The 13568-nt window shown below is 60.4% G+C and carries 13 protein-coding genes; 3 read left to right on the top strand and 10 right to left on the bottom strand.

Going from position 1 to position 13568, the window contains the following annotated elements; all coding sequences use genetic code 11:
- Nucleotides 1-50 precede the first annotated feature (50 nt).
- The 5 genes from recO to lepA form a co-directional block, all read right to left on the bottom strand.
- The gene (gene recO, locus ACJ8IN_RS14720; RefSeq protein ID WP_004929165.1) at nucleotides 51-782 is read right to left on the bottom strand and encodes a DNA repair protein RecO; all 732 of its coding nucleotides are present in this window, start codon (nucleotides 780-782) and stop codon (nucleotides 51-53) included.
- A gap of 6 nt (nucleotides 783-788) precedes the next feature.
- Nucleotides 789-1697 (bottom strand): GTPase Era, encoded by a 909-nt coding sequence (gene era, locus ACJ8IN_RS14725; RefSeq protein WP_004929162.1) that lies wholly within the window; start codon nucleotides 1695-1697, stop codon nucleotides 789-791.
- A complete protein-coding gene (gene rnc, locus ACJ8IN_RS14730; protein WP_004929158.1) occupies nucleotides 1694-2374 on the bottom strand; it encodes a ribonuclease III in 681 nt (226 codons plus the stop codon). The genes era and rnc overlap by 4 nt, the downstream gene beginning before the upstream one ends.
- A gap of 236 nt (nucleotides 2375-2610) precedes the next feature.
- The gene (gene lepB, locus ACJ8IN_RS14735; protein WP_308325970.1) at nucleotides 2611-3588 is read right to left on the bottom strand and encodes a signal peptidase I; all 978 of its coding nucleotides are present in this window, start codon (nucleotides 3586-3588) and stop codon (nucleotides 2611-2613) included.
- Between the two features lie 32 nt (nucleotides 3589-3620).
- On the bottom strand, nucleotides 3621-5420 hold the full coding sequence (gene lepA / locus ACJ8IN_RS14740; RefSeq protein ID WP_060423862.1) for a translation elongation factor 4: 1800 nt from the start codon (nucleotides 5418-5420) through the stop codon (nucleotides 3621-3623).
- 519 nt (nucleotides 5421-5939) lie between these two features.
- Between lepA and ACJ8IN_RS14745 the strand changes: the two genes are divergently transcribed.
- Nucleotides 5940-6776 (top strand): hypothetical protein, encoded by an 837-nt coding sequence (locus ACJ8IN_RS14745; protein WP_308325971.1) that lies wholly within the window; start codon nucleotides 5940-5942, stop codon nucleotides 6774-6776.
- Here ACJ8IN_RS14745 and rseC read toward each other — a convergent pair.
- From rseC to rpoE, 4 genes are read right to left on the bottom strand one after another with little or no spacing between them, the layout of a single operon-like run.
- Nucleotides 6773-7249: a SoxR-reducing system protein RseC gene (gene rseC / locus ACJ8IN_RS14750; RefSeq protein WP_047570822.1), complete on the bottom strand. Its 477-nt coding sequence runs from the start codon at nucleotides 7247-7249 to the stop codon at nucleotides 6773-6775. The genes ACJ8IN_RS14745 and rseC overlap by 4 nt on opposite strands.
- Entirely contained in the window at nucleotides 7246-8205 is a 960-nt protein-coding gene (gene rseB, locus ACJ8IN_RS14755; protein ID WP_033635628.1) for a sigma-E factor regulatory protein RseB, read from the bottom strand. The genes rseC and rseB overlap by 4 nt, the downstream gene beginning before the upstream one ends.
- On the bottom strand, nucleotides 8205-8858 hold the full coding sequence (rseA, locus tag ACJ8IN_RS14760; RefSeq protein ID WP_016929795.1) for an anti-sigma-E factor RseA: 654 nt from the start codon (nucleotides 8856-8858) through the stop codon (nucleotides 8205-8207). Before rseA ends, rseB begins: the two co-directional genes overlap by 1 nt.
- Before the next feature lie 30 nt (nucleotides 8859-8888).
- Nucleotides 8889-9464 (bottom strand): RNA polymerase sigma factor RpoE, encoded by a 576-nt coding sequence (gene rpoE, locus ACJ8IN_RS14765; RefSeq protein ID WP_004929136.1) that lies wholly within the window; start codon nucleotides 9462-9464, stop codon nucleotides 8889-8891.
- A gap of 214 nt (nucleotides 9465-9678) precedes the next feature.
- Here rpoE and nadB point away from each other — a divergent pair, with 214 nt between their 5' ends.
- A complete protein-coding gene (gene nadB, locus ACJ8IN_RS14770; protein ID WP_019452310.1) occupies nucleotides 9679-11280 on the top strand; it encodes an L-aspartate oxidase in 1602 nt (533 codons plus the stop codon).
- A gap of 17 nt (nucleotides 11281-11297) precedes the next feature.
- Here the strand turns inward: nadB and trmN are convergent, their stop codons facing one another.
- Nucleotides 11298-12098: a tRNA(1)(Val) (adenine(37)-N(6))-methyltransferase TrmN gene (trmN, locus tag ACJ8IN_RS14775; protein ID WP_308325972.1), complete on the bottom strand. Its 801-nt coding sequence runs from the start codon at nucleotides 12096-12098 to the stop codon at nucleotides 11298-11300.
- A 99-nt stretch (nucleotides 12099-12197) separates the two neighbouring features.
- Between trmN and srmB the strand changes: the two genes are divergently transcribed.
- Nucleotides 12198-13520: an ATP-dependent RNA helicase SrmB gene (srmB, locus tag ACJ8IN_RS14780; protein ID WP_016929798.1), complete on the top strand. Its 1323-nt coding sequence runs from the start codon at nucleotides 12198-12200 to the stop codon at nucleotides 13518-13520.
- Nucleotides 13521-13568 lie beyond the last annotated feature (48 nt).

Raw genomic sequence — 13568 nt, forward strand, 5'->3', positions numbered from 1 at the left:
TCAGTGCCAGCAGTTTACACGCGGGCGCAGGGCGGCAAAAGGGGAAAAGGTCAGGCGTCGTCGACCGGCGTATTCGGCTGTTTGCGCACGAACTGGCGGAACAGTTCGCGGCTCTTCAACGGCTTGCCGCCGAGGTAGGGTTTCAGCGCCATACGGGTGAAACGCTTGGCGGCGCGCAGCGTCTCGGCATCGGGAAACTGCCGCTCCGCCAGCGCGCGTAGTTCGCGCCCGGTGAAGCTGTAGTGATCCACCACCAGGCTGGCGATAAAGCCTTTCTCTTCGCGGTAGCGGTAGGTCATGGCGTCATCCACCGGCAGGCCGCTGCCGGCGCAGTGCAGGAAATCGAGGCCGTAACCCAGGTGGTGCAACAAGGCCAGCTCGAACTGGCGCAGCGCCTGCTCCGGCGAGCTGTCTTCCGCCGCCAGCGCCTGCAGGCATTGCAGATAGTCGAAGAACAGCACCGAGTAGTTGGTTTCCTGCTCGAGCACGCGCGCCAGCAGTTCGTTCACGTACAGGCCGCTGTACAGCATCATGCCGCTGAGGGGTAAACCGAGGGAGACCGCTTCGGCGTTGCGCAGCGTTTTCACTTCGCCGCGGCCGCCCCAGCGCACTAACAGGGGGGTAAAGGGCTGCAGGCAACCCTTGAGATTGGAACGGCGGCTGCGCGCGCCTTTCGCCAGCAAGCGCACCCGCCCATGACCTTCGGTAAACAGATCCAGCATCAGACTGGTTTCACTGTACGGCCGCCCATGCAGGACGAAAGCGCGCTCCCAGCCGTCCACGGATCGTTACTTCAGATCGTCAACATAGCCCAGGCTGCGCAGCGCACGTTCGTCGTCCGCCCAACCGGATTTCACTTTCACCCACAGCTCGAGATGCACTTTGGCGTCGAACATCTGTTCCATGTCCTGGCGCGCTTCGATGCCGATGGTTTTGATCTTGGCGCCCTTGTTGCCGATGACCATTTTCTTCTGGCCTTCGCGCTCGACCAGGATCAGGCCGTGCACATCGTAGCCGCCGCGATCGTTGGCCACGAACTGTTCGATTTCTACCGTCACCGAGTACGGCAGCTCTTCGCCCAGGAAACGCATCAGCTTCTCGCGGATGATCTCGGACGCCATAAAGCGCTGGGAGCGATCGGTGATGTAGTCTTCAGGGAAGTGGTGTTCCGCTTCCGGCAGCAGCTTACGCACGATGCCGGCGATGGTGTCGACGTTCATGCCTTTTTCGGCGGAGATAGGCACCACGTCGAGGAAGTTCATCTGCTGGCTGAGGAACGCGATGTGCGGCAACAGCTTGGATTTGTCGGTGACGTTATCGACCTTGTTGATCGCCAGCAATACCGGGCAGCGCAGGCTGCGCAGCTTGTTGACCACCATTTCGTCGTCGGCGGTCCAGTTGGTGCCTTCGACCACGAAGATCACCAGTTCGACGTCGCCGATCGAGCTGCTGGCCGCGCGGTTCATCAAGCGGTTGATGGCGCGTTTTTCTTCGATGTGCAGCCCTGGGGTGTCGACGTAGATCGCCTGATAGGCGCCATCGGTGTCGATGCCCATGATGCGGTGACGGGTCGTCTGCGGCTTACGCGACGTAATGGAAACCTTCTGCCCCAGCAGTTGGTTCAGCAACGTCGATTTGCCCACGTTCGGGCGGCCGACGATGGCGATAAACCCGCAGTGTTGTTTTACTTCGCTCATTCAAGCTCCAGCTTTTTCAGCGCTTGTTCCGCTGCCGCCTGCTCGGCTTTACGGCGGCTCGAGCCGGTGCCCACCACGGGCTCGCTCAAACCACTCACCTGGCAGTGGATGGTAAACTCTTGGTCGTGCGCTTCACCGCGAACCTGCACTACCAAATAAGAAGGCAACGGCAGATGACGCCCCTGCAAAAACTCCTGCAGACGGGTTTTCGGGTCTTTCTGCTTATCACCGGGGCTGATTTCGTCCAACCGGCTGCGATACCAGTCCAAAATCAGACGCTCGACGGTCTGGATATCGCTGTCCAGGAACACGCCGCCGATCAATGCCTCCACCGTATCCGCCAGGATTGACTCGCGGCGGAACCCACCACTTTTCAATTCGCCCGGCCCAAGCCGCAGACATTCGCCCAGGTCAAACTCGCGCGCCATCTCCGCCAGCGTGTTGCCGCGCACCAGCGTGGCGCGCATGCGGCTCATATCGCCCTCGTCGACGCGAGGAAAGCGGTGATAGAGCGCATTGGCGATGACAAAGCTCAGAATCGAGTCACCCAGAAACTCAAGACGTTCATTGTGTTTACTGCTGGCGCTGCGGTGAGTCAAAGCCTGCAGTAAAAGCTCCTGCTGTTGAAAAGTGTAGCCCAGCTTCCGCTGCAGCCTGTTTATTACGATGGGGTTCATGAGTTACCAATAGATCAAGAATGCGTCAAAAACTTGCAGCATACGGAACAGGCCTGCTTCGCCGAAAGCCGATCCAAAGCTGTTTCGTTTGCAGTGGCTCCCAGCAGGGGCCAACTTTTTATCGCTCGAGAAAGTATTCTACAACGAGTGGAAACATAATGCTGTGTTTTATATCCCCTTAATCTTTCACGCCGCAGTAGGCTGCGGCGTGAAATTAACAGGGAATCAGTCAGCGATTAATGAATGCCGCCGATCCGGCTCAAACGCACGCCGGTAGGCCACTCACCTTCCTGCTTTTCAAAGCTCATCCAGATGGCCGTGGCTTTACCCACCAGATTCTTCTCCGGCACAAAGCCCCAGTAACGGCTGTCCGCGCTGTTGTCGCGGTTGTCGCCCATCATGAAGTAATGCCCGGCCGGCACCACCCACTCCGCCAGCGGTTTGCCCGGCTGTTGGTAGTAAGCGCCCACCCGATCCTGCGCGTCCGGCACGGTCAGGATACGATGCGTGACGTTGCCGAGGCTTTCCTGGCGCTCGCGCATGCGAATGCCGCCCGGCGGCACGTTATCGCTCAGCGGGATCTGGTAGAAGCCGTTGCTGGCCTCGCCCATGCCGCTGCGGCTGAACAGCTGCACGAAGTCGCTCGGCTGCGCGTCGGCGTAGGTCACCGCCAGCGCGGTATCGCAGGACTGCCCACTGTTGCAGGACGGCTGCACGGTAACGCGCTTATTCACCGGATCGTAAGTAATACGGTCGCCCGGCAGGCCGATCACGCGCTTGATATAATCCAGTTTCGGATCCAGCGGATATTTAAATACCGCAATATCGCCGCGCTTCGGATGGCCGGTTTCAATGAGCGTGGTCTGGGTAATCGGATCTTTAATGCCGTAGGCATATTTCTCCACCAGAATGAAATCGCCAATCAACAGCGTCGGCATCATTGAGCCGGACGGGATCTGGAACGGTTCGTAAATAAACGAACGCACCACAAAGACCAGCAGCAATACCGGGAACACCGATGCGCCGGTCTCCACCCAGCCGGGCTGCTTCGCCACTTTCGCCAGCGTTTTATCGTCTACGGCGCCCGCGGTCTGTGCGTTGACCGCCGCGATCTTCGCGCGGCGGGCCGGCGCCCATTTGAAGCGCTCGAAGCACCAGATGGTCCCGGTGACCAGAGTGGCCAACGCCAGGATCAGGGCAAACATATTCGCCATGCAAACTCCCTCGTTTCGCGAACTCGTCGCGGTTACTTGCCGTCTTTACCGACGTGCAGAATGGCCAGGAACGCTTCCTGCGGCAGCTCGACGTTGCCGACCTGCTTCATGCGTTTCTTACCGTCTTTCTGTTTCTGCAGCAGCTTTTTCTTACGGCTGACGTCACCGCCGTAGCATTTCGCCAGCACGTTTTTACGCAACTGCTTCACGGTGGAACGCGCGATGATGTGCGTGCCGATCGCCGCCTGAATCGCGATGTCGAACTGCTGACGCGGGATCAGCTCTTTCATCTTCTCCACCAATTCACGGCCGCGATACTGCGAGTTGTCGCGGTGAGTGATCAGCGCCAGCGCATCCACGCGCTCGTTGTTGATCAGCACGTCCACGCGCACCATGTCGGAAGCCTGGAAGCGCTTGAAGTTGTAATCCAGCGACGCATAGCCGCGCGACGTGGACTTCAGGCGGTCGAAGAAGTCGAGCACCACTTCCGCCATCGGGATTTCATAGGTCAACGCCACCTGGTTGCCGTGGTAGACCATGTTGGTCTGCACGCCGCGTTTTTCAACGCACAGGGTGATGACGTTGCCCAGGTATTCCTGCGGCATCAGCATGTGACATTCGGCGATCGGCTCGCGCAGTTCCTGGATGTTGTTCAACGGCGGCAGCTTGGACGGGCTGTCGACGTAGATCACTTCTTTGCCGGTGGTTTCCACTTCGTAGACGACCGTCGGCGCGGTGGTGATCAGATCCAGATCGTATTCACGCTCCAGACGCTCCTGAATGATCTCCATGTGCAGCAGGCCGAGGAAGCCGCAGCGGAAGCCGAAGCCCAGCGCGGTGGAGCTTTCCGGCTCGTAGAACAGGGAGGCGTCGTTGAGGCTCAGTTTGCCCAGCGCATCGCGGAAGGATTCATAGTCGTCGGAGCTGATCGGGAACAGACCGGCGTACACCTGCGGCTTCACTTTCTTGAAGCCCGGCAGCGCTTTATCCGCCGGCTGACGCGCCTGCGTCAGGGTATCGCCCACCGGCGCGCCGAGGATGTCTTTGATCGCACAGACCAGCCAGCCCACTTCGCCGCAGTTCAGCACGTCGCGATCGACCTGCTTCGGCGTGAAGATGCCCAGGCGGTCGGCGTTGTACACCTGGCCGGTGCTCATGACCTTGATCTTGTCGCCCTTGCGCAGCGTGCCGTTCTTGACGCGCACCAGAGACACGACGCCTAGGTAGTTATCGAACCAGGAGTCGATGATCAGCGCCTGCAGCGGCGCATCAGGATCGCCCTGCGGCGGCGGGATGTCGCGCACCAGGCGCTCCAGCACCTCGGGCACGCCGACGCCGGTTTTGGCCGAGCAGCGCACCGCATCGGTGGCGTCGATGCCGACGATGTCTTCAATTTCCTGCGCGGCGCGATCCGGATCGGCGGCCGGCAGGTCGATTTTGTTCAGCACCGGCACCACTTCCAGATCCATTTCGATCGCGGTGTAGCAGTTGGCCAACGTCTGGGCTTCGACGCCCTGGCCGGCATCCACCACCAGCAGCGCGCCTTCGCAGGCCGCCAGCGAGCGGGAAACTTCATAGGAGAAGTCAACGTGGCCGGGGGTGTCGATAAAGTTGAGTTGATAGGTCTGCCCATCCAGCGCCTTATAATCCAGCGTCACGCTCTGCGCTTTGATGGTGATGCCGCGTTCGCGCTCCAGATCCATGGAATCGAGCACCTGCGCGGCCATTTCACGGTCAGACAAGCCGCCGCAGATTTGGATAATGCGGTCAGACAGCGTCGACTTACCGTGGTCAATATGGGCAATAATGGAGAAATTTCGTATATGCTTCATTATAAAAGTTTTTCTGCCTTGGTATTTCTGAATTACTCGCCTATAGAAACCCGCATGGACCTAAAGCGACAGTGAATGGGTTAGGCCGTCTTGCACCTGAATCGCTGCATTCTACATGCCACACCACTGAAAACCTAGCGATCGGTGCAGTGAAGGCATTCTATTATGCGCCGCTAAATGTTACAGGGCGCCCCGGCGGGTGAAAACAGATGTTAACGCGGACGATACGGCCTGAACCCAAGGCTTGCCGGTGCTTCGTGGCCGCCAAACTCCGGCGCTAATACATAACCGGCCGCAGCGCAATAAACCCTCTCCGAAATTATAAAAAAAGAATATTTGGATCAACCTCTTAGATTTCCATCTCACCCATCTTCCTTTAGGAAAAACCCCATATACGCCACCACCGCCCCTCGGATAGAAAGGGCATGAACTCCGCGACAAAACATTATTCAGGGCACTACATCGGCAGCCCACCGGGGTTCACCAGCATATATCCGTACGTTGATTGGAAGGTGCATTATGATCGATAAAGGGCAAATGCTGAGCCGGCACGATTTTTCAAAGGTCAACTGGGGCATTCTGGCGGCGGCGGCGCTGCTGTTTAGCGTGGGGGCGGCGCTGTTGGTGCTGCCGCTGCTGAGCAGTCTTGATGAGAGCGAGGTCATTACGCTGTTGCAGGCCGGCGCGGGCACGATTTTACTCGGTTGTACGCTGCTGGCGCTGCGGCATTATCTGCGTCCGACGCTGACCTATCGCCTGTACGAGCACGGCGTGCGGGTCTTTGACGGCCACCATCACAAAGAGCGCTTCATCCCGTTTGAGAAGATCGGCGATATCTATCGCTTTCGCGGCGGCCAGGCTTTTGGCGGGCTGTTTGACGTCACGGCGTTCCGCGCCGGCGTGGATCAGCCCTGGTGTACGGTTTTCAGCAATGTCGCCCATTCGTGGCGGCTGGCAGACGTGATCGTCGACCAACAGCTGCAGCAGCGCGGGCCGCTGGCGCTGAATGCGCTCTATCAAGGGGAGACGGTGTCGTTTCACACCGTTGAGGGCGACGCGCGCTGGCTGTGGCAACTGCTGCTCGGCAAGCGGCAAGGCACGCCGACCGAAACGCTGCGGCTGAGCGCCACCTTGCTGACCACGGAGCGGGGCAACGTGCCGCTCGAGCAGATCCGCGCGGTGGAAAACCATCCGCAGCGCGGCATCCGCTTGCTCGACGGCCAGGGAAATGTGCTGTTCGCGATTAACTACGATTCGCTGCTCAGCGCCGATCTGTTCATCGCGCTGCTGGAGCATATGATCCACAACCGCATCCCCGCCTATCACAACCCGGCGATGACGCGGCCGTCGGTTTAAATCAGCGGGGAATTTTCCGCCTGCATGCGCATCGCGGTAGGCGGCAACCCAATCTGCAGCACCACCGGCTGATAATCGGCCTGCTCGCCCAGACGCCGGGCCAACCGACGCGCCAGCATAAAGGCCGCCGCGCCGCCCAGCACGGCGCCGACGGCCGCCGAGGCGTCGCTGCCGAAACAATATTGCAGCAACGCGCCGCCCAGCATCATGCCCAGCAGCGGCGTCAGGTAAACCAGCATGGCGGAGCGCAGCAGGCTGCCTTCCGCAATGCCGACCTCGACGCGCTGCCCCGGTTCGAGCGGCTGATCGATATGCACCTGGAGCTGATGCTCGGTTTCCGGCACCAGCTCGTTCAGCGCGCGCGCGCCGCAGCCGGAACGCGCGGTGCAGCTGCCGCAGCCGGCCTTGGGTTCACAGCGCAGCAGCGCTACGCCCTGTTGCCACGAAACCACCGTGGCCCACTCTTTCATCATTGCGGCGATACCTTGAAAGAAATGCTGTCGGCGATACGCTTGGCCGTAGCCGGCGGCAATTCGCCCACGATAGTGATTTCGTTGCCCGCACGCACTTCGGTCTGAATGGTGCGGCGCCCCTGACGGTAGTATTGCTGCCCGGCTCCGCTGCCCGCCGGGCTGACGTTGACCGAGAAGCTGAACAGGCCGTCGCTGTAGAGCCGGGATTCAACCGGCACGGCGACGTTCGGCAATTTGCGGCGATTGCGCGCCACCTCGTCCACCCCGGCCGGCAGCCAGCCGGTGCTCCAGCTGAGCTTGACGTTTTCTACCGCCGGCAGCGACAGCAGCGGCGGCAGGTTGGCTTTGAGCAGCCCCTGCATCGCGCCCTGCACGTCGGCGCCGACCGCGAAGGAGATCACCCGATATTGCTCCAGCGTTTCGCCGTCGCGATCGAGCAGATCCACCCGCAGCGGCAGCTTAGTGTCCTCGTCCATCCAGACGATATAACTGTAGCGGGAACCGTCGCGCGCCACCACGCGCAGCACTTCACACGGCCGATCGGCGATGCGGGTGCTGCCCACGGAGATAAAGTCGTAGTACTTGGCCAGGCGGGTGAAATCGGCATAGACGATCGCCGGCAGCGCATCGACGATGTGATCGCCGGTGAGCGTGAACGGCTCCAGGCCAGGCTCGAAGTAGCTGATCCCGCCGCCGCGCTGCAACACTTCGCGGCGCGGGCCGTCCATATGCAGCAGCTGGCCGAGCGGCACGTTGCCGATCACCGCATGGCGATAGCGCAACGACTCGATTCCCTGCTTGCTGATGCTGATGTAGGCGAGCTCGTAATTGAGAGAACGGCTGGCGCTGCTCATCTGTTGCAATAACGCCCCGGACGCAGTTGGCTGCGCCGGGGCGATGCTGGAATAGAGCAGGCTGCCCGTCAATAAACAAACGGAGAACCAGATTTGCTTCATTACTGCTGTTGCATTCCTAAAGACTGAGTTCCGGGAACCTGAATGGCGGCCTGTTGCGGGTTGCCTTGCTCAAGCTGCAGCTGATCCGAATGCAGGCGACGTTGCAGTTCATAGTCCTGCAGCATGGCGTTGATACGCTTGCGCTGTTCCTGCACCTGCTGCTGTTGGCCGCTGCCGGTGGAGAAACTGTCGGCCGGGACGCCCAGGCTGACCGGCGAGGCCTGGCCCATGATCGGCAGCGTGGTGAAGGCCGGCGATTCGGACGCGTTCGAGGGCGCAGAAGGCTGATTGTACTGCTGCACGCCGACGATCACCGCCAGCGACACGCAGGCCGCCATACCGATTTGCGTAATCTGGCTCGCCCAAGGACGCACTTTGTCCCAGAACGGCATTTTCTGCCAGGTGTGAGGCTGCGGCTGAGATTCCTGAACGGCGGAAGGCACCAGCCGGGCGGGTTCTTTCTCAAGTGCAGCGGCTACGCGATCGGCGATGTCGAGATGCATCACTTGCCCGACATCACCTCGCAGTGTGTCACGTATCAGGTGATAGCTCTGCCAGCTTTGTTGAAGCGTTCGATCTTGCGACAGAGAACTCAACAGCTCGCTGTCGAACGATTCACCATCCATCAGAGCGGAAAGCTTTTCTTTCTGCATGCCTAAGTACCCTTCCTGTGCCCGCCATTGCTAACGCTGGATCAGCGGTTGAACTTTATTATCGATAGCTTCCCGGGCGCGGAAAATACGCGAACGTACGGTTCCGACCGGGCAATCCATGATGGCGGCTATCTCTTCGTAGCTTAGACCATCCAACTCCCGCAGGGTAATCGCCATGCGAAGATCCTCGGGGAGCGACTCAATGGTACGGAAAACTATCTGTCTCAGCTCTTCTGACAACATTAAGTTCTCAGGGTTCGAAATTTCTTTCAGTGCGCCCGCACTTTCGTAATTTTCCGCATCGTTGGCGTCCACATCACTGGATGGCGGACGGCGCCCCTGAGCAACCAGATAATTCTTTGCCGTGTTCACGGCGATTCGATACAACCAGGTATAAAAAGCGCTGTCGCCACGGAACGATTCCAGTGCGCGATAGGCCTTAATAAACGACTCCTGCACCACATCGGGCACATCGCCCTGCGGCACATAGCGGGAAACGAGACTCGCCACCTTATGCTGATAGCGCACTACCAGTAGGTTAAACGATTTCTGATCGCCCTTTTGGACCCGCTCGACCAGAACTTGATCCGTTAACTGCTCGCTCATCCGAGGTAAACTCTCCCCAAATCCGTCTCCACGCGTAAAATTGTACTGCCAGCCATACATTATTTTCCTGAGCAAGCACTCGCTTGGAGTTCATATAGAACACGAAGTTCCATATCGCCATTGTTTTTTCTGTTGATGTCACCCTATCCGTGGCTTTTGCCCGGACAGTTAGGCTAACATGAAATTCACTCTTCTTCTGCACACATCATACGTTATGCAACCATCATCTGAACATGTAAGCGATGTACTGATCGTCGGCAGCGGCGCTGCGGGCCTGTCACTGGCGCTGCGCCTGGCGCAGCATTGCAAGGTTACCGTTCTCAGCAAGGGGCCGCTCAGCGAGGGGGCCACCTTTTACGCCCAGGGCGGGATCGCCGCGGTGTTCGATGAGACGGACAGCATTGCCTCACACGTTGATGACACTTTGATTGCCGGCGCCGGCCTGTGCGACAAAGAGGCCGTCGAATTCATCGCCGGCAACGCGCGCCACTGCGTGCAGTGGCTGATCGATCAGGGCGTGCTGTTCGATACCGAGGTCAACGCGCAGGGCGAAGAGCATTATCACCTCACGCGCGAAGGCGGCCACAGCCATCGCCGCATCCTGCACGCCGCGGACGCGACCGGTAAGGAAGTAGAGACCACGCTGGTGGGGAAAGCAAGCGCTCACCCCAATATTTGCGTGATGGAGCGCCGCAACGCGGTTGACCTTATCACCTCGAACAAAATCGGCCTGCCGGGCACCCGCCGAGTGGTGGGCGCGTACGTCTGGAACCGCGAGCTAGAGCGGGTGGAAACCTACCGCGCCAAAACGGTGGTGCTGGCGACTGGCGGCGCGGCCAAGGTATACCAATACACCACCAACCCGGACATCTCCTCCGGCGACGGCATCGCCATGGCCTGGCGCGCCGGCTGCCGGGTCGCCAACCTGGAGTTCAACCAGTTCCACCCGACCTGCCTGTTCCATCCGCAGGCGCGCAACTTCCTGCTAACCGAAGCGCTGCGCGGCGAAGGGGCTTACCTGAAGCGCCCGGACGGCAGCCGCTTTATGCCGGATTTCGACCCGCGCGGCGAACTGGCCCCACGCGATATCGTCGCCCGCGCCATCGACCATGAAATGAAGCGCCTGGGCGCCGACTGCATGTACCTGGACATCAGCCACAAGCCGGCGGAGTTCATCACCCAGCACTTCCCGATGATCCACGAGAAGCTGCTGACGCTGGGCTTCGATCTGACCCGGCAGCCGATCCCGATCGTCCCGGCGGCGCACTACACCTGCGGCGGCGTGATGGTCGATCAGCACGGCCGCACCGATCTCGACGGGCTGTACGCCATCGGCGAGGTCAGCTATACCGGCCTGCACGGCGCCAACCGCATGGCGTCGAATTCGCTGCTGGAGTGCCTGGTGTACGGTTGGTCGGCGGCGGAAGACATTCTGCAGCGCCTGCCGTTCATTCAGCAGGCCAAACAGGTGCCGCATTGGGATGAAAGCCGGGTGGACGATGCGGACGAACGGGTGGTGATTCAGCACAACTGGCACGAGCTGCGGCTGTTCATGTGGGATTACGTCGGCATCGTGCGCACCACCAAGCGGTTGGAGCGCGCACTGCGCCGCATCAACACGCTGCAGGCGGAAATCGACGAGTACTACGCTCACTTCCGCATCTCCAACAACCTGCTGGAGCTGCGCAATCTGGTGCAGGTGGCCGAGCTGATCGTGCGCAGCGCCATGGCGCGCAAAGAGAGCCGCGGCCTGCACTACACGCTGGACTACCCGGATTTACTGCCGGAAGCGCTGCCGACCATATTGCAGCCTTAAACGCTGCGACAGGGCGCCTAATCGGCGCCCTTTTCTTTTCCGTAGAACAGGTAGAAGTCAGCGATCAAATGGCGGAAATCGTCGGTGTAGCTGCCGTCGGCCTGCTTGATCGCCAGCACCTGCGCCTGCAGCGGCGTTTCCCGCCGCGTCAGCGCCAGCAGCACCCGGTGCAGCGGCGTATCGGCCCGATCGCTGACGTTCATTTTCGCCGCCGTGTGCCAGCCGCTTTGCTGCGCCAGGCGTTCGAATTCGGTGCCGATATCGTGCGGCAGCACCACGCAGAACGTCCCCTGTTCCGCCAGCAGCTGCGCCGCGCAGGCCAACAGCGCCTCGTGCGTCAGGGTTTCGGTGTAGCGCGCGTTGTGGCGCGCCTGGTCGCGGCAGGCCACCGCCGGCTCGAAATAAGGCGGATTGCTGACGATCAGATCATACTCAGCGGCATGCCGCTGCGCATAATGGTGAATATCCTGCGCATGCACGCGGATGCGCTGCGGCCACGGCGATTCCGCCGCGTTTTCGCGCGCCTGGCCGGCGGCGGCTTCATCCAGCTCCACCGCGTCAATGGTCACTTCGTCGCCGCTGCGCTGCGCCAGCATCAGCGCGATCAGCCCGCTGCCGCTGCCGATGTCCAGCACCCGGCGCGCCTGCCCCAGCGGCGCCCAGGCGCCGAGCAGCACCCCGTCGGTGCCCACTTTCATGGCGCAACGATCGTGGGCGACAAAGAATTGTTTAAAGGTAAAACCCCCGCGGCGCGGGGTAAAATCGGCTTTCGATCGCTTGCTCACACTCACCACCTGGCTATAAAACTGGCGTAGCATAAGGCAATCTGATCGGCGGGAAAAGAGCGGCTTTCCGCTTAAATAGGTGAAGATCGCGGCCAACCCGTCTATAATCGGCGCCCCAAGTAGAGGTAGACCATGACAGCAACCACTTTTTCCGAACTCGAACTCGATGATCGCCTGATCGACGCGCTGCGCGATAAAGGCTACGATCGCCCCACCGCCATTCAGGCCGCTGCGATCCCGCCGGCGATGGACGGGCGCGACGTCTTAGGTTCGGCTCCGACCGGCACCGGCAAAACCGCCGCCTTCCTGCTGCCCGTGCTGCAGCACCTGCTGGACTTTCCACGCAAAAAATCCGGCCCGCCGCGCGTGCTGATCCTGACGCCAACGCGTGAACTGGCGATGCAGGTCGCCGATCAGGCGCGTGAATTGGCTGCTCATACCTCGCTGGATATCGCCACCATCACCGGCGGCGTCGCTTACATGAACCACGCGGAAGTGTTCAGCGAAAATCAGGACGTGGTGGTCGCCACCACCGGCCGTTTGCTGCAATACATTAAAGAAGAGAACTTCGACTGCCGTGCGGTGGAAACCCTGATCCTCGACGAAGCCGACCGCATGCTCGATATGGGCTTCGCGCAGGACATCGAAACCATCTCCGCCGAAACCCGCTGGCGCAACCAGACGCTGCTGTTCTCCGCCACGCTGGAAGGCGAAGCGATCCGCGAATTCGCCGAGCGCATCCTGAAAGAGCCGGTGGAAGTGGAGGCCGATCCGTCGCGCCGCGAACGCAAAAAGATCCTGCAGTGGTACTACCGCGCCGATGACGTGCAGCACAAAACCGCGCTGCTGATCCACCTGCTGAAGCAGCCGGACGTGCAGAAATCGGTGATCTTCGTGCGCAAACGCGAGCGCGTGCACGAGTTGGCCACCTGGCTGCGCGAAGCGGGCATTAACACCTGCTATCTCGAAGGTGAAATGGTGCAGGCCAAACGCAACGAAGCGGTCAAACGCATGATGGATGGCCGGGTTAACGTGCTGGTGGCCACCGACGTTGCCGCACGCGGCCTGGATATCCTCGATATCACCCACGTGTTCAACTTCGACATGCCGCGCACGGCGGACACCTACCTGCACCGCATCGGCCGTACCGGCCGCGCCGGGCGCAAAGGCACCGCCATTTCGCTGGTGGAAGCGCACGACCATCTGCTGCTGGGCAAAGTGGGCCGTTACCTGAACGAGCCGCTGAAAGCGCGCGTGATCGACGAACTGCGGCCAAAAACCAAGGTGCCGAACGAGAAGAGCAACGGCAAGCCATCGAAGAAAGTGCTGGCCAAACGCGCGGAAGATAAAGCGAAGAACAAAGAAAAGGCCAAGGTAAAAGTGCGCCATCGCGACGCCAAAAACGTCGGCAAACGCCGTCAGGCGAAGGCCAAACCGGCCGGCGACGCGGAATAACCACCGCTGCCTAAGAAAAAACCGCCTGTACAGGCGGTTTTTTTATGG

Origin of the sequence: Serratia sp. CY31944 (assembly GCF_052169175.1) — a bacterium.
Classification (GTDB): domain Bacteria; phylum Pseudomonadota; class Gammaproteobacteria; order Enterobacterales; family Enterobacteriaceae; genus Serratia; species Serratia sarumanii.